At 39.4% G+C, this 16,414-nt stretch carries 18 protein-coding genes; 10 read left to right on the top strand and 8 right to left on the bottom strand.

The genetic code is table 11. The features are described 5' to 3' along the window. Position 1: 1 nt before the first annotated feature. Both PL_RS15700 and PL_RS15705 read right to left on the bottom strand, forming a co-directional pair. Entirely contained in the window at positions 2-913 is a 912-nt protein-coding gene (locus PL_RS15700) for a bestrophin family protein (RefSeq protein WP_041882013.1), read from the bottom strand. A gap of 73 nt (positions 914-986) precedes the next feature. After that, the gene (locus PL_RS15705) at positions 987-2,174 is read right to left on the bottom strand and encodes a class I SAM-dependent rRNA methyltransferase (protein ID WP_041882016.1); all 1,188 of its coding nucleotides are present in this window, start codon (positions 2,172-2,174) and stop codon (positions 987-989) included. Positions 2,175-2,265: 91 nt separating this feature from the next. Here PL_RS15705 and PL_RS15710 point away from each other — a divergent pair, with 91 nt between their 5' ends. The 3 genes from PL_RS15710 (at position 2,266) to PL_RS15720 (ending at position 3,763) form a co-directional block, all read left to right on the top strand. After that, positions 2,266-2,601 carry a tRNA-binding protein gene (locus PL_RS15710; protein ID WP_041882018.1) on the top strand — a complete coding sequence of 112 codons (336 nt, stop codon included), beginning with the start codon at positions 2,266-2,268 and terminating at the stop codon, positions 2,599-2,601. Positions 2,602-2,604: 3 nt separating this feature from the next. Beyond that, the gene (locus PL_RS15715; RefSeq protein WP_041882020.1) at positions 2,605-3,078 is read left to right on the top strand and encodes a nucleoside deaminase; all 474 of its coding nucleotides are present in this window, start codon (positions 2,605-2,607) and stop codon (positions 3,076-3,078) included. Positions 3,079-3,157: 79 nt separating this feature from the next. Then, positions 3,158-3,763 carry a superoxide dismutase gene (locus PL_RS15720; RefSeq protein ID WP_041882022.1) on the top strand — a complete coding sequence of 202 codons (606 nt, stop codon included), beginning with the start codon at positions 3,158-3,160 and terminating at the stop codon, positions 3,761-3,763. Between the two features lie 110 nt (positions 3,764-3,873). On the opposite strand, the gene PL_RS15725 is transcribed toward PL_RS15720, so the two are convergent. Together PL_RS15725 and fcl are read right to left on the bottom strand one after the other, a co-directional pair. Next, the gene (locus tag PL_RS15725; RefSeq protein ID WP_041882024.1) at positions 3,874-4,806 is read right to left on the bottom strand and encodes a hydrogen peroxide-inducible genes activator; all 933 of its coding nucleotides are present in this window, start codon (positions 4,804-4,806) and stop codon (positions 3,874-3,876) included. Between the two features lie 57 nt (positions 4,807-4,863). Next, complete coding sequence (gene fcl / locus PL_RS15730) at positions 4,864-5,793, bottom strand: GDP-L-fucose synthase (protein WP_041882027.1); 930 nt, start codon at positions 5,791-5,793, stop codon at positions 4,864-4,866. Positions 5,794-5,931: 138 nt separating this feature from the next. On the opposite strand from fcl, the gene trmB reads away from it, so the two are divergent. The 6 genes from trmB to polA all read left to right on the top strand — a co-directional run bounded on the left by trmB (position 5,932) and on the right by polA (position 11,457). Continuing rightward, positions 5,932-6,582, top strand: a complete 651-nt coding sequence (gene trmB, locus PL_RS15735; RefSeq protein ID WP_348621864.1) for a tRNA (guanosine(46)-N7)-methyltransferase TrmB — start codon at positions 5,932-5,934, stop codon at positions 6,580-6,582. Continuing rightward, positions 6,582-6,908, top strand: a complete 327-nt coding sequence (locus PL_RS15740; RefSeq protein ID WP_041882029.1) for an MGMT family protein — start codon at positions 6,582-6,584, stop codon at positions 6,906-6,908. Before trmB ends, PL_RS15740 begins: the two co-directional genes overlap by 1 nt. A gap of 15 nt (positions 6,909-6,923) precedes the next feature. Continuing rightward, a complete protein-coding gene (locus PL_RS15745) occupies positions 6,924-7,265 on the top strand; it encodes a carboxymuconolactone decarboxylase family protein (protein WP_041882030.1) in 342 nt (113 codons plus the stop codon). 6 nt (positions 7,266-7,271) lie between these two features. Continuing rightward, positions 7,272-7,835, top strand: coding sequence for a DNA-3-methyladenine glycosylase I (locus PL_RS15750; protein ID WP_041882031.1), 564 nt, complete (start codon positions 7,272-7,274; stop codon positions 7,833-7,835). After that, positions 7,836-8,531, top strand: coding sequence for a CPBP family glutamic-type intramembrane protease (locus PL_RS15755; protein ID WP_041882033.1), 696 nt, complete (start codon positions 7,836-7,838; stop codon positions 8,529-8,531). Positions 8,532-8,643: 112 nt separating this feature from the next. Next, positions 8,644-11,457: a DNA polymerase I gene (polA, locus tag PL_RS15760; protein WP_041882036.1), complete on the top strand. Its 2,814-nt coding sequence runs from the start codon at positions 8,644-8,646 to the stop codon at positions 11,455-11,457. 90 nt (positions 11,458-11,547) lie between these two features. Here polA and PL_RS15765 read toward each other — a convergent pair whose 3' ends face one another. Then, entirely contained in the window at positions 11,548-12,225 is a 678-nt protein-coding gene (locus PL_RS15765; protein ID WP_041882038.1) for a metal-dependent hydrolase, read from the bottom strand. Positions 12,226-12,253: 28 nt separating this feature from the next. Further along, positions 12,254-12,559 (bottom strand): YbaB/EbfC family nucleoid-associated protein, encoded by a 306-nt coding sequence (locus PL_RS15770; protein WP_041882042.1) that lies wholly within the window; start codon positions 12,557-12,559, stop codon positions 12,254-12,256. A gap of 152 nt (positions 12,560-12,711) precedes the next feature. Between PL_RS15770 and PL_RS15775 the strand changes: the two genes are divergently transcribed. Next, positions 12,712-13,992 carry a hypothetical protein gene (locus tag PL_RS15775; RefSeq protein WP_348619881.1) on the top strand — a complete coding sequence of 427 codons (1,281 nt, stop codon included), beginning with the start codon at positions 12,712-12,714 and terminating at the stop codon, positions 13,990-13,992. On the opposite strand, the gene namA is transcribed toward PL_RS15775, so the two are convergent. After that, positions 13,989-15,065 (bottom strand): NADPH dehydrogenase NamA, encoded by a 1,077-nt coding sequence (namA, locus tag PL_RS15780; RefSeq protein ID WP_082035919.1) that lies wholly within the window; start codon positions 15,063-15,065, stop codon positions 13,989-13,991. The genes PL_RS15775 and namA overlap by 4 nt on opposite strands. A 124-nt stretch (positions 15,066-15,189) precedes the next feature. Next, a complete protein-coding gene (locus PL_RS15785; RefSeq protein WP_041882058.1) occupies positions 15,190-16,353 on the bottom strand; it encodes a M28 family metallopeptidase in 1,164 nt (387 codons plus the stop codon). Positions 16,354-16,414 lie beyond the last annotated feature (61 nt).

Genomic DNA, 16,414 nt, shown 5'->3' on the forward strand with positions numbered 1-16,414 from the left:
ATTAAAGTATATATTCATCATTTATGGGCTTTACCGGTGCAGGGATCTTCTCTGCACCTATCATTTCCAGTAAATTGATTTCTATCGTTCTTGTAATCTGGTTTAATGGAACTGAAGAAGAGTTGTTCTCGAATGGATCGATCAGGCTCATTCCGTTAATTTGTGTGGAAACAAAAACAAAGCCTACCAGCCAGCCAATAAAAATTGACCATAAACCGGCTTCATGACTTACAACCAGGGTTAAAGAGACTATAAATAACCAGATAAATACCTTGGTGAAATAATTATATGTAGTAGGAAAAACCGTATTCTTAATACGTTCTGCTTTACCCATTTCATCAGAAAATCTGATCAGCAGATGATTCAGTTCTATGAAACGGAACCCATCTATCATTCCATCTTTATTTAATTGCTGCAATTCCCGGGATTGCAGAGTAAGAATGGCATTATGTACATTACTATGCTGATTGATCTCCTTCAGGTCAGCTTCCTCCATGTATTGCTGGTAATTCTCGTCAACAGCACCTCTGAGTTTCGCTTTAAGGGCATATAAAAAACCGATGTGGCGACGAACCATTCTGTTTTTCAGTGTTTTGAATTCCTCGTCGCTGATCTCGTTCTGCGAGATATAGGTAATTACACTTCTGGCCCATGATCTGGAATCGTTGACCAGTGCGCCCCATATTTTGCGGGCTTCCCACCATCGGTCGTACGCCTGATTATTGTTAAATCCAATAAAAAAGGCAATTGCTGTACCTAAAACGGCAGGAATGATAGCAGGGATTTCAAAATGATGTTTAATCAGAAACGCCCGTGTTAAATAAGCTCCTGTGCAGGATACGATCATGATAAGGTCTACCTGCCATGTGTTTCTGAGAATACGGCTTAATCTGATATTATGTACTATAAGCATCTGTAATATTTACGTTATGTAATTACAAATAAAACGCAGATTTGTTTGCTACCCCTACTATCAATTTATAATATTATAATACTCTTAATAATAATCCCTTAAGATACTCTCCTTCAGGAAAGGAAATCCGTATCGGATGATCTTCAGGCTGATGAAACTGTTTAATAATTTGTACCTCTCTGCCTGCATCCAAAGCAGCCCAGGCAATAATCTGTTTAAAAGTTTCCAGATCAACCGCTCCTGAGCAGGAATAAGTAGCCAGTATACCACCGCTTTTAAGTAGCAGCATACCTAATCTGTTCAGATCTTTATAAGCACGGGCAGCCCTGTCCAGTGCTGATCTTGAAGGCGCATATTTTGGTGGATCAAGAATGATCACATCAAAAGTTTTTCCATCTTCTTTAAAACTGCGTAGCTGTTTGTTAACATCAGATTGTATACTGGTTTGCTGATGCTCCATGAAGCCGTTTAAGCCGAGATTATGTTTTAGTGTTTCTATTGCCAGTGCTGAACTATCTACGCTGGTTACATGTTTAGCTCCATGTTTTAAGCTATTCAATGTAAATCCACCACTATAGCAAAAACAATCCAGAACTTCTTTGTCTTTGGTATAAGCTGCGAGAATTTCGCGGTTATCACGCTGATCACAGTAAAAACCTGATTTCTGTCCATCTGCAATATTAATATGGTAACGGACACCATTTTCTTTTACTTCAATAAATTCCGGTGGTGTTGCTCCCCAAAGTAAACCTTGTGAAACCTCCAGGTTTTCATGAGTCCGTGCATTTGCATCACTTTTATCAAAGATTCCAACAGGGTTTAATTCTGCAATCAGGATCTCAATCAGTTCTGCTTTAACATTCTCCATTCCTGCGCTCAGGATTTGTAAAGAAAGATAATCGGCGTATTTATCTACAATTAGTCCCGGCAGATAATCGGCTTCACTAAATACCAGACGACAGGTATTTGTTTCCAGGTCGCTAAGCAAATGTGCCCTTGAGGCAATCGCATTTTTTAACCTTGAATGATACCATGCCTTATCAATGATGTTGTCTTCTTCCCATTCCAGCAGGCGCACAGCGACACGTGACTGTCCATTGTAATAACCGTAACCTAAAAAAGACTGGTCGGCTGCAAGAACCCTGATAACCTCTCCGTTTAATGGATTACCCTTAACTTTATCTATAGCACCTGAGAATATCCAGGGGTGTTTTTGGTGGACGGCCTTTTCCTTGCCTTTTTTCAGTACAACATCAATCATGTTACAAAGGTAGTAAAAAGCAATACGCAATATATGGCTTTATAAGCTGAAGATTCGTAATTTTATCCTTGTACAAAATTGGATATCAAATATGGAGCATATAGACTGGAATGATTTTGAGAAGGTCGAATTAAGAGCAGGCACAATTTTAGAAGTCCTGGAATTTCCTGAAGCCAGAAAACCAGCCTATAAAGTCAGGGTGGATTTTGGTGAGTACGGAGAAAAAATGAGCAGTGCACAAATTACAGCTCACTATACCAAAGAAGAACTGGTGGGAAGACAAATTGTTGGAGTTGTTAATTTTCCAAAAAAACAGATTGGCAAATTTATGTCAGAGTTTTTGGTAACCGGTTTTGCAGATGAGCACGGAAGTATTGTATTAACTACGCTTATGGGGAAAGTTCCCAACGGGAGTAAATTATGCTGATCCATGAGTTATTATAATTTTTCCGGAGAAAATGATTTGCCTAAAGAAGACGAGCACTATATGCGGCTTGCTTTACAGGAAGCACAAATAGCATTTGACCATGATGAAGTTCCTATCGGTGCTGTTATCGTTTGTAAAGGCAGAATTGTTGGACGCGGGCATAATCTTACAGAGCAATTAAATGACGTTACAGCGCATGCGGAGATGCAGGCATTTACTGCAGCCAGTTTAACGCTTGGTGGCAAGTATTTGAAAGACTGTACACTTTATGTGACAGTTGAACCTTGTGTAATGTGTGCCGGAGCAGCTTACTGGACTCAGATCAGCAGACTGGTTTATGGTGCATCAGAAGAGAAGCGCGGATTTACAAGCCGGAATGCTAATCTGCTTCATCCGAAAACAGTGACAGAAAAAGGAGTGCTGGCAGAAGAATGTGCGGCGCTTATGAAACGTTTTTTTAAGAACAAGCGTGGCTAAATGACAAAATACTGAACAATACTTAGTCTTGAATGTTATCTTTGTGAACCATTATTTTTAAACTTAAATATACAATAATATGGCTTTTGAATTACCTGCGTTACCTTACGCAACAGATGCACTAGAACCGCATATCGATAAAACAACCATGGAAATTCACCATGATAAACATCACCAGGCTTATGTTACAAACCTAAACAAAGCATTGGAAGGCAAAGCTGAAGCGTCGCAAAGTCTTGATGAGATCATTAAAAACATCTCTAAGTTTCCTGCTGCGGTAAGAAACAATGGTGGTGGCCACTTTAACCATTCTCTGTTCTGGGAAGTTATGGGGCACAATAAAGGTGGTGAACCTACAGGAGAACTGGCTGAAGCAATTAAAGCTGCTTTTGGTTCTTTTGCTGATTTCAAAACTAAATTTGCTGAAGCAGGCGCAACCCGTTTTGGTTCAGGATGGGCATGGTTAAGCGTAGGTGCTGACCGTAAATTAGTTGTTTCTTCGACGCCTAATCAGGATAATCCATTAATGGATATTGCTGAGGTTAAAGGTACTCCAATCTTAGGAATGGACGTTTGGGAGCATGCTTACTATTTAAAATATCAAAACAAACGTCCTGATTATATTGCAGCATTCTGGAATGTTGTAAACTGGGATGCTGTTGCTGAACGTTTCAAAAAAGCGTAAGCTTTAAGGATCTTCTAAAATAAAAGAGAAAGCCGCGATTTACTGTTATCATCCATTTGGATATTTCGATAACAGTAAATCACGGCTTTCCTTTTTATGATAATCTTTACTTAGATACCTACAACATCTTTTTTCTTCTTTTGCTTCATTGTTTTAGGAATGATAGCTAAAATTTCTTCCTTAAGGGCGTTGAGCATTCTTTTCTTAATGTAGTTCTTGTGGGTAACCAGACTGATCTCGCGTACAGGTTCTGGCGATTTGAATGTTCTGACCTTACTTAGTTGTTTGGCTGTAAGTTCGGCTAGCGCCAGCTCAGGAAGTAAAGTAGCCCCGTTGTTCATGTCTACCATGCGAATAAGTGTTTCTACACTTCCTGTATTATATGTTAAGCCCTGTAAACGATTGTCTTTTGTAGATCTGCAGATGTTTAACACCTGCGAACGCATACAGTGGCCTTCATTAAGCAGCCAGATGTTTTCGTCTTCCAGATCGTTTGCATCAATATTTTTCTTCTTAAAAAGTTTGCTGTTTTTACTGATATAAGTTACAAAATTCTCATAATACATAGGAATTTCCGTGATTGAATTATCACCAAGCGGTGTGGCCAGAATACCACAATCCAATACTCCTGTTTTAAGATGATGAATAATGTCTTCGGTTGTATATTCCCAGATCAATAGTTTTAAATCAGGATATTTCTCCATCATAGCGGCAATTACCTGTGGCAGCAGATAAGGTGCAACAGTTGGGATGATGCCAACTTTTAGTTCGCCAACAATATCCTGCTGCTGACTACTGATGATTTCTTTGATTTTCTGACTCTCCTGAAGGACCTGGCGAGCCTGTTCTATAATTTGAGAACCGATTTCAGTAGGAATTACTGGTTGCTTGCTCCTGTCAAATATTTTTACATTTAACATTTCTTCCAGCTTCTGTACCTGCATACTCAGCGTTGGCTGAGTCACAAAGCATTTTTCAGCGGCACCAACAAAGCTTCTGTAAGTATCTACTGCTACAATATATTCCAGTTGAACTAAGGTCATATAGCTAAAATTTATTTTCTAATGCAAATGTATAAATTTTAGCTATACGAAGAAAGGCTAAATATGTTTAGCTAAAAAGTCCTGATAAGCCAGATGAATACCATCTTCCAGTTCAACCTGATGTTTCCATCCAAGATTGTGCAGCTTAGACACATCCATTAATTTACGGGGAGTGCCATCAGGTTTTGTACTGTCAAAAGTCAGCGCTCCTTCAAAGCCAGTCACTTTTTTGACTAATAAAGCCAGGTCTTTTATGGTTAAATCTTCTCCTGTGCCAATATTGATCAGGTGAGGTTCATTGTAGTTTTGCATCAGGAAGTAACAGGCGTCCGCAAGATCGTCTGCAAACAGGAATTCACGCATGGGTGAGCCTGAGCCCCAGATGATCACTTCCGGTGTTCCGTTAACTTTTGCCTCGTGAAATTTGCGGATCAGGGCAGGTAATACATGAGAATTCTGAGGATGGTAATTATCATTATAGCCATATAAATTGGTTGGCATAACAGAAATGAAATTACAATTATATTGAGCGCGGTAAGCGTCACATAATTTGATCCCGGCAATTTTAGCAATCGCATAAGGCTCATTAGTCTCTTCCAGTAAACCTGTTAGCAGGTATTCTTCTTTTAAGGGTTGAGGCGCTAATTTCGGGTAGATACAGCTTGACCCCAGGAACATTAGTTTTTTTACACCAGTTTCATATGCCTGATGAATTACATTATTCTGTATGGCCAGATTTTCATAAAGGAAATCGGCCCGATATGTATTATTGGCGATAATGCCACCTACTTTTGCAGCAGCAAGAAATACATAATCTGGTTTTTCAAGAGCAAAAAAATCAGCTACAGCCTGTTGGTTCCTCAGGTCTAATTCTGATGAAGTCCGGGTAATCAGGTTGGTATAACCCTGACTGGTCAGTTTACGATGAATAGCCGATCCTACCATCCCACGGTGGCCTGCAATGTATATTTTTGCGCTCTTTTCCAATTTATTTTGATATAGTATTTATACAAAAATACGAATTAGAAATGAGCATAACCAAGGGCGCTGTTTAATAAATCATCAGCTCAATTTGTTTATAGGCTCTGAGAAGATTAAATTGTATTTTTGCAAAAAAAAATAATAGTGGGTAAAGATAAGTTAAGAAAATTTGCTGAAATTGATACCTTTCCGAATGTCTATCAGATGGAAGAGGGAATGGAACTTCAGGGCAAGTGGGCCGAGCAGCATTTTAAAAATAACAATCCGGTTGTTTTAGAACTGGCTTGTGGTAAAGGAGAATACTCAGTCAATATGGCTAAATTCTTTCCGGAGAAGAATTTTATTGGTATAGACTTGAAAGGTAACCGTATCTGGAGAGGAGCAAGAACAGGTGTAGATGAAAATATTGGTAACCTGGCTTTTTTAAGAATACAGATTGAAGATATTGCTGCCTATTTTGGGGAGAACGAAGTAGATGAGATCTGGATCACTTTTCCTGATCCGCAGCCTCAGGATAGCAGAGAAAAGAAAAGACTGACTTTTCCTGGTTTTCTGAATAAATACAAAGGTTTTTTAAAACCGGGAGGTAAAATCAACCTGAAAACTGATAATGATGGTTTGTATGCCTATACCGTTGAAAAAGTTGAAGAGCTGAATTTGCCCTGCTATAAAAAAACAGATCATTTATATACTTCTGAATTCTATGATGATGTATTAAAGATCAAGACACATTATGAAAGAATCTATTTAAAACAGGATAAAAATATAAATTACATACAATTCTCACTTGACTAATGGAACAATCATTTTATGAGCAGGTTTATGAAGTAGTACGGTTAATTCCTAAAGGAAGAGTGACTTCCTATGGAGCAATCGCTAAAGCACTCGGCGCGGGAAAATCTTCTCGTCTTGTAGGGTATGCTATGAATAATGCTCATGATGCTTTGCCTCCAATACCGGCTCACCGGGTAGTAAACCATAAGGGATTACTTACAGGTAAATTTCATTTTCCTACACCAGAACTGATGCAGGAATTACTGGAAAATGAAGGAGTGATTGTCGATCAGGATAAAGTAAAAGACTTCAAAACCCTTTTTTGGGATCCGGCAGAAGAACTATAATCAGCTTTTAATATTATGGGTAAATTAGTAGAAGAATTTAATGACTACCGTTCAAAAATGAACGATAGAATAATGGAAACTGCCAATACAAATATCAAGCGCTTCTTTGCGCTGGATACGACGACTTATGCAGCAGGAGCACTGGATGTGAAAAGTAAAGAGATGATGGGGCTGGTAGCTTCAATGGTCTTACGTTGTGATGATTGTATCAAATATCACCTGGAGAAATGTTTTGATGCAGGGGTGAATGATGCAGAAATTAATGAAGTATTCATGATTGCGAATCTGGTAGGCGGCTCTATCGTTATACCGCATTATCGTCGTGCAGTTGAATACTGGGATGAATTAAGCATGTAATTTAAGATGAGCGCAGAATTGAAAAGATGTGGCTGGTGTGGCACTGACCCTTTGTATATAAAATATCATGATGAAGAATGGGGGAAGCCTGTTCAGGACGACCGGGTTTTATTTGAGTTTATGATTCTTGAAGGCGCACAGGCAGGTCTGAGCTGGATAACCATTTTACGTAGACGCGAGGGATATCGTGCTGCATTTGCTGATTTTGATGTCAGCAAGGTTGCCGCCTTTACAGAAGCTGATGCGGAACGTCTGATGAACGACTCCGGGATTATCAGAAACAGACTTAAAGTCAATTCTGCTATAAAAAATGCACAGCTTTTTATTGCCATACAAAAGGAATTCGGGTCTTTTGCAAAATACATCTGGGGATTTATGCCAGATCAGAAACCTATTTTAAATAATTATAAATCTCTCGGTGAGGTACCCCCGCGAACAGCAATATCTGATGCGATCAGTAAGGATATGAAAAAAAGAGGGTTTAAGTTTTTTGGGACAACGATCTGTTATGCTCATATGCAGGCTACAGGAATGGTTAATGATCATATAGAGGGCTGTATCGCGCGTTAAATGGTGGATCTGCTTGATGATTTGATCAATTATCTGAAATATCCTTACCTGGCCAGAATTCCTAAAAAAGTGGACAGGCCTTTGATATTGCTGCTTAAACTCGCTTTAATATGTAGCATAGCCGGTATTAGCTGCGGGATACTGATGGGAGTATTAATTCATCTGAAACTGATTCCCGACCCCGGACCAACTGTGCTGGATAAAAAGACAATGGCAAAGAGCATACTTTTTATAATTGCTGTAATCTGGGCTCCTTTATCAGAAGAACTCCTTTTCAGGGCACAGCTAAGACGCTTTACGGGAAGTTTGCTGTTTATCTCATTTATAGGCGGAGTGTTTTTAAGTGCAGTGATTAAAACAGACTGGGCCTTTGTGGTCAGTCCGTTTATTTTTATCATTTTATATTTGATCTACCGGTATCATCTTGCCCGCAGTATTACGCTGAAATTCGAATTCTGGGAACGCATTTTTCCATGGCATTTTCACCTGACCGCTATCTGCTTTGCACTTGTCCATCTGAGCAATTTTGAAAACGGAATAAATCTGTTGCCATTCGGGATACTGTATACTTTACCACAGCTGGCAGTTGCTCTTGTTCTGGGCTATGCGCGAATGAATTACGGACTTAAATATTCATTTGCACTGCATGCTATGTATAATTTCCTTCCCATAATTTTGTTCATCTCTAAATTCTGAACGGGATCTTAAAATTGTCTGCTAATTAGGTTAGCTCATCTTCAGATGTTAACTTTGGACAGTAACCCGCGGACAGCCGCCGGAGTCTTAAGAAAAAAATAATATTTACACGATGAAAAAACTTTTCCTGCTTGACGGTATGGCGTTGATCTACAGAGCGCATTTTGCATTAAGTAAAAGCCCGAGATTTACCTCTACCGGTATCAATACCTCCGCAGTGATGGGCTTTGCCAATACTTTAATGGAAGTCCTTAAAAAGGAAAAACCAAGTCATATTGCGGTAGTTTTTGATACAGAAGCACCTACCGAAAGACATACAGATTTTGTAGCTTACAAAGCACACCGGGAAAGCATGCCCGAAGATTTATCGGCAGCTTTACCCTATATCTTTAAACTGATAGAAGGCTTTAATATCCCTGTGATTACCAAAGATGGTTTTGAAGCAGATGATATTATAGGAACATTAGCTAAAGAAGCTGAAAAAGAAGGTTTCACAGTTTACTGTATGACACCTGATAAAGATTTTGCCCAGCTGGTATCAGATAATATTTTTATCTATAAGCCGGCAAGAATGGGGAATGATATGGAAATAATGGGTGTTCCTGAAGTTCTGGCAAAATGGGAAATAGAAAACGTATTGCAGGTAATTGATATCCTTGGTTTATGGGGTGATGCAGTTGATAATATTCCGGGAATCCCCGGTATTGGAGAGAAGACAGCTAAGCTGCTGATCAAACAATATGGCTCGATGGAGAGTATTATTGCCAATGCGGATCAGCTGAAAGGTAAACAACGTGAAAATGTGATAGCATTTGCCGAACAAGGAATGATTTCTAAAAAACTGGCTACAATTATCCTGAATGTTCCTGTTGAATTTGACGAGAAGTCCCTTTTGCTCGAAGAACCAAGCAGAGAATTATTAGAGCCGCTTTTCGCAGAACTGGAGTTCCGTACTTTAGGTAAAAGAGTATTTGGAGACGGTTTTAATATCGGAGAGGCTAAAGCCAGCGGTTCACAGCAAACTGATTTATTCGGTAATGCCGTAGATGAGCCGGTTAGCAAATCCAAAACATTTGAACAACTGCCAAACTTATTTGAGCAGCCTCCGGTTGGAAAGACAATAGCAGATACCAAACCAGATTATCAACTGGTGGATACTGCAGAAAAAAGAAAAACATTAATAGATCTGCTTCTGCAGCAGGATAATATTTCATTTGATACAGAGACTACAGGAACAGATGCGAACAGAGCTGAACTGGTAGGCCTTTCTTTTTGTATACAGGCCGGACAGGCATGGTATGTACCTGTTTCAGCAGATCAGGGAGAAGCACAGGTCCTGGTAGATGAATTCAGACCTGTACTGGAAAATGAAAAAATAAGCAAGACAGGGCAGAATATTAAATATGATATCCTGGTATTGAAATGGTATGGTGTAGATATCAAAGGAAAGCTTTTTGATACGATGCTGGCACATTATCTGATAGATCCTGACACGCGTCATAATATGGATGTACTTTCAGAGAACTATCTGGGGTATACTCCGATTTCTATTACGACCTTGATTGGCCCGAAAGGAAAGAATCAGGGTACGATGAGAGATGTACCTGTAGAAACTGTCGTGGATTATGCAGCAGAAGATGCAGATGTTACCCTGCAGCTTGCAAATGTTTTCAAGCCTATTCTGAAAGATCTCAATGCAGAAGAACTGATCACCAATATTGAAAATCCGCTGATTTATGTACTGGCAGATATGGAGAAAGAAGGTGTTAAAATTGATATGGAAACACTGATCAGTTATTCTAAAGATCTGGAAGTAGAAATCCGGAAATTTGAGCAGAATGTATATGATAAAGCAGGTGTGGTTTTCAATCTTGCCTCTCCAAAACAACTCGGAGAAGTCCTTTTCGATAAGTTGCAGCTTGATCCTAAAGCAAAAAAGACTAAAACAGGTCAATATCAGACTGGAGAAGATGTCTTATCTGCTCTGGCCCATAAAAGCGATATTGTTAAAGATATTCTTGATTTCCGTCAGCTACAGAAATTGAAATCTACTTATGTTGATGCACTCCCGCTACTGGTTAATCCAAAAACGGGACGTGTACATACAAGTTATAATCAGGCAGTAGCGGCTACGGGAAGATTGAGTTCCAATAACCCTAATCTTCAGAACATTCCTATTCGTACAGAACGCGGTAGGGAGGTGCGTAAGGCATTTATTCCAAGAGATGAAGATCATGTGCTGCTTTCTGCGGATTATTCGCAGATAGAGCTCCGTATCATCGCTGATATCAGTAAGGAGGAAAATATGCTGGATGCTTTTAATAAAGGCATTGACATTCATACTGCCACTGCAGCTAAAGTTTATGGCGTTAGCATTGAAGAAGTTGATTCTACACAGCGCCGTAATGCAAAAGCAGTGAACTTTGGTATTATCTACGGGCAATCTGCTTTTGGTCTGTCTCAAAATCTGGGTATTCCAAGAAAAGAAGCTGCTGAAATGATTGAACAATATTTTGCGCAGTATCCGGGTATCAAGAGATATATGACTGATACGATGAATTTCGCCCGCGAAAATGGGTTTGTGGAAACCATGATGGGCAGAAGAAGATATTTAAGAGATATTAATTCTGCAAATCAGACTGTACGTGGTTTTGCGGAACGAAATGCAATCAATGCTCCTATACAAGGATCTGCAGCAGATATGATTAAAATCGCAATGATTAATATTCATCAGGATATTAAAGAGCAGAAATTACAGTCAAAAATGACCATGCAGGTGCATGATGAGTTGGTGTTCGATGTCTTGAAATCGGAAGTTGAGGCGATGAAAAAAATTATTACACACCGGATGAAAACAGCTATTCAGACTACTGTGCCTATAGAAATTGAAATTGGCGAAGGAAATACCTGGCTGGAAGCACATTAAGGAAGGCCATATTATTAAAATACCGGGGCCCTGTTCTTCTGATCGTAATATCAAAAAAGATGTAATCAGAAAAACAGGGCTCCGCTGTATTTATAGCGGAATGGTTTCTCCAATTTCCGGTAAAAGTAAGGTCTTGCCTTCCCGTTCAAATTTCGCTGCTGCTTCTTTGGTATCGATTGCAATAGCAGGGAAGGTGTTGTAATGAACACCAATTACACGGCTGCAGTTGATGTATTTTGTCGCAATTAAAGCATCATCCACATCCATAGTATAATTACCGCCTATAGGCATAATTGCATAATCCAGAGCGTATAAATCGGCAAGAATCTTCATATCCAGATTCAGTGAAGTATCTCCGGCAAAATAAACTGTTTTTCCTCCGGTTTCCAGGACAAAACCCGCGGGGTTTCCTCCGTAGCTTCCGTCAGGCATTGAGCTGGAGTGTGTAGCCCATACCATACGGAGTTTTCCGAAGTCAAATGTAGCAGAGCCATAATTCATTTGATGAATATTAGTTAATCCCTGTTTTTCGGCCCAGGCAGCAACCTCAGGCATCGCAATAACCAGTGCACCAGTCTGTTTGCCCAAAAGCACAAGATCAGCTACGTGATCACCATGTCCGTGACTTACAAGAATATAATCTGCTTCAATTTTAGTCGTGTCAATTGCAGCAGCAAGTGCATTTGGAGTAATAAACGGATCAAATAGAAACTTCTTTCCCTCAGCTTCCAGGAGAAAGCAGGACTGGCCGTAATAAGTGTATTTCATCTTTATTTATCTTTTATATATATATTGCTTATTGACCAAACATTCCACCCAAGCCACCTAGCATATCCTGAGTAGCAGCCTGCATTTCAGCAGCATTAACATTTTCTGCTTGTTGCAATACTTTATTGATTGCAGTTAAAAGCAGTTCTTCAATTTCTTCTTTATCAGCCTGCTTAAAGAAATCTTCATTGATGTCTATTGCAGTAATTGTTTTGTTTGCAGTTGAAGTTACCTTGATCGCACCGCTTTCAACCTCTGCATGAACATAAACACTGTCTAAACGTTTTTTTATTTCTTCAGCCTTTTGCTGAGCAGCCATTAATTTATCGAACATAATCTGTTTTTTTTATTGAACAACAAAATTAAAACAAATTGGTTTAGATGCAGCTTAAAAATAGGCCGCCCGGGTTTTATGAGGCATAAATATTGCTTAAGATTAAAGCAATAAAGATTTTATTGAATTGAAGATCCGGATAAAACGATCATATGGCACAACCCGCTGGTATCCTTGCTAAAATCAGAATTTCTGAAGAGAACTATAGAAAATATGTGAAGAAGAGGGTTGCAGGACCTTTGGCCGATATCATATTTGAAAATCTGACCGGTGGCAGCAGAAACTATTATGTGTTTAAGTATTTGAAAAAGGAGAACTGTATTTATGTTTTTTTTTATTTTCATTATGGCAATTCCGGTTATCTGAAAAACTGCAGAGAGTGGCAGCTGTTAAAAGAGATTGAACCTTTTCTTGAAGAAGAAAGCAGTGGTTATCTTATTGCCACCCTGGACAGTATGAATATTAACAGTGATTTTTTATATGCTTTTGATATAAAGGACAAAAAATTGGAACATCATAGTTTTTTACCAGCAGAACTGGAGACGATACAAAAGGATGTTAATAAATATTTCTTTAAATATGCTGATACAGAATTCAGAATGGCTTTTTATAATCAGCAGGTAGTGGATAAAAAAGTTGTTGACGGAGTGCTGAAGTTAACAGAGGCACATCGTATTAAGAACCTTAAAGAAAATCTGCATCTGGCTACAAAAGAGAATCCGCTTGAACTCTTTTTCGGTTATTTCTATGATGGAATAGAATTTTATTCAAAACTGTATAATGCGGAAAAAACTGTATTCCCCGATATTAATCTTCAGACACTGAAAGAAATGCCTTATGGCCTGAGTGATGGCAATTATGTAATTGTCCGGCATAATTTAGTCCATGATTATTATCTTCAGACTGCTGGAGAACCCTTTAAAAAAGTCAGTAAATCTGCGACGGTATATTATACTTCAGCCGATACTGTATATGATGAAAAATTGTGTCCGATAAAAGATTCTGATGGAAAAAGCTTCCGTTTACGGAGTGAGTATCTTGGAGAGGACAAAAATTACATTTATTTTCTCGGTGAGCTGATTCTTAAAAAAGATTTCGGGGCATATCAAATCAATACAACCGGTTATTTCAATCTGAACATTTTGTTGTACAGTAAAAAAGAGATCAGGGTAGGGCGGTCTGTGGTCAATCATATAGATGCCGGAACTTTTGAAGTTGTTGTGCCCGATGGTCAGCAGCTGGTCCGTGATCTTCCTAATCCTACCGGAGTGCATGCAGGAACATTTATCCTGCATTGCCGGGATCAGAACAGCGATCTGGTTATATACAATTTTGACCCTTTGGAACCAGCTAAAATAGAACGTATCAGCTCTATTGATGAATTTGTAAGACAGGCAGGTGTACAACTTACGGAAAGAGAACGAAAGATTTAACTCTTTTTTCTTGGCTGGGCACGGACATACTGATCCGGCCATTTGGCTTCATCACCCAGCTCAAACGCCGCGTGCAGTGGGAAATAAGGATCTCTTAAAAGCTCTCTTGCCAGCAGAATCAGGTCGGCTTTCCCTTCCTGTAAAATATCTTCTGCTTGTTTCGCTTCAGTAATCAGACCTACAGCACCAGTTAAAATACCAGTTTCTTTTCGGATATCAGCAGAAAACTGTACCTGATAACCAGGGAAGAGGGGGATTTCCTGATAATGGATATTTCCACCTGATGAACAGTCGATCAGATCTACATCTTTGGTTTTGAGTATGGCTGACAGTTTCACTGAATCTTCCGGAGACCAGCCTTTTTCGGCCCAGTCAGTAGCAGAAATACGGACAAATAAGGGTTTTTCAGTAGTCCATACCTCACGTACAACAGTGATGACTTCCAATAAAAGGCGTATCCTGTTTTCAAAGCTCCCGCCATAATTATCTGTCCGGTGATTACTCAGCGGAGAAAAAAACTGATGGAAAAGATAACCATGTGCCGCATGAATTTCTATCACCTGATACCCGGCTTCAATACTTCTTAACGTGGCTGCCCTGAAATCTGTCTTTATTTTTTCAATATCATTCAGACTTAAAGCAACAGGTGATTCATCGTTTTTGTTAAAAGGGATTGCACTTGGCGCTACAGCTCTCCAGCCCCCGTCTTTTTCGGTGATCTGTTTGCCTCCGTTCCAGGGCAGGTCAAAACTGGCTTTTCTACCCGCATGTGCCAGTTGAATACCAGCTACAGAACCATGTTGATGAATGAAGGAAGTAATCCGCTTCAGGACAGGCACGTGTCCGTCAGACCAGATTCCCAGGTCACCTGCAGAAATCCTTCCCACAGGAGAAACCGCAGTTGCTTCCTGAATAACCAGACCAGATCCTCCGATTGCACGGCTGCCTAAATGAACTAAATGCCAGTCATTGGCATAACCATCTTCAGCTGAATACTGGCACATTGGTGATACCACAATCCTGTTTTTCAGGGTGATGTTTTTTATAGTTAGGGGCGATAATAGAATTGACATTGGTCTGTAGATTGATATACAAATAAACGGCTCCTGAGCTGATTTGTTCGCTGTGAAAACGGCGGTTTTTCAATATATGACAGAAAATCGATAATTGTCTGTATTCCTGAGGATAACAGGCCATTCAGAAAGACTTCATCAGTGCCGCGTTGAAGTGAATAAATAACTTAAATAAATTAGCAAACCTGGTAAGTGGCAGAGTTGCATAGAGGTCGTTAACATCATGATAAGCTGTTATTCCTCCCTGAGTATAAATAAAAAATGCAGGAACGCCTTTTTCTGTAAAGAAATAGTGATCACTGTTGGCAGCTTTATTACGAGGGGTGATTTTACTTAAATATTTATGCTCATCGTTAATTTGATTCAACAGTGCAAATTCTTTCGGAAGGATGGTCGCATTAACTACTGTAATGCCCTTTTCTCCGGTTCCAACCATGTCCATATTAATCAGAAACCTTATTCTGGAAAGTTGAACAGGTGGAAATGTTGTAAAATAGGATGATCCCTTTAAGCCTGGTTCTTCACCGGCAAAACAGACAAAGGCAATAGTGTATGGAGCAGGGTGTCTGGCATAATATTTAGCCAGGTTGAGTAACATGGCAATTCCACTGGCATTATCATTAGCCCCCGGGAAAAAAGTATGATCGCCCATACCACCCAGATGATCATAATGAGCAGTAATCATTAAGATCGAATCAGGATGTTTGGTCCCTTTGACTATTCCGCAGATGTTACTGGTTATAAATTCCGGAATAAATTCCTGTTCAATATCCACATCAATCGACTCTGGTTTATCAGAAAGAGCATTTTTGCTGATTTCCAGTACGGTATAGTCATTTGCTTTTTGTGCAACACTCCAGGTTAATTTGTCTTTCAGTACAACAAACATCCGCTGCGCCGGGCTCATGAATATAGTATCTGCCCGCTGCAGTTTCATGCTGCCCCGCAGGCCTCTGCTGGATGGTTCAATAATAAAATCTTTGCCTGGAATCAGTTTTTTTCCATTAACAGCAACATCCATCTTTCCCGGAAAAGTGTTGACAGGATAAGAAAAATTCTGTCTGTAATCGTTCCCTTCCATAGGCTCGAGACCTGCTTTATTAAATTCGTTACAAAGATAAACAGCGGCTTTGGCCATCCCTTCTCTGGTATAGCCTCTTCCCCAAAAGTTGGCAGAAGTAAGTGTTTTTATCGTTTTTCTGGCAGCAGAAAGATTTTGTGCAGCTGTAATATTTGCAAATGCAGATAAAGTAATTGTGATGAACAAAAAGGAATGGAATTTCTTCATAAAAAGGAGTGCTGACTGACCCCGATAAACTTACAAATAAAATAACGGAAGAGGTTAATGG

The sequence above is a fragment of the Pedobacter lusitanus genome (assembly GCF_040026395.1).
In the GTDB taxonomy this organism is placed as follows: Bacteria; Bacteroidota; Bacteroidia; order Sphingobacteriales; family Sphingobacteriaceae; genus Pedobacter; species Pedobacter lusitanus.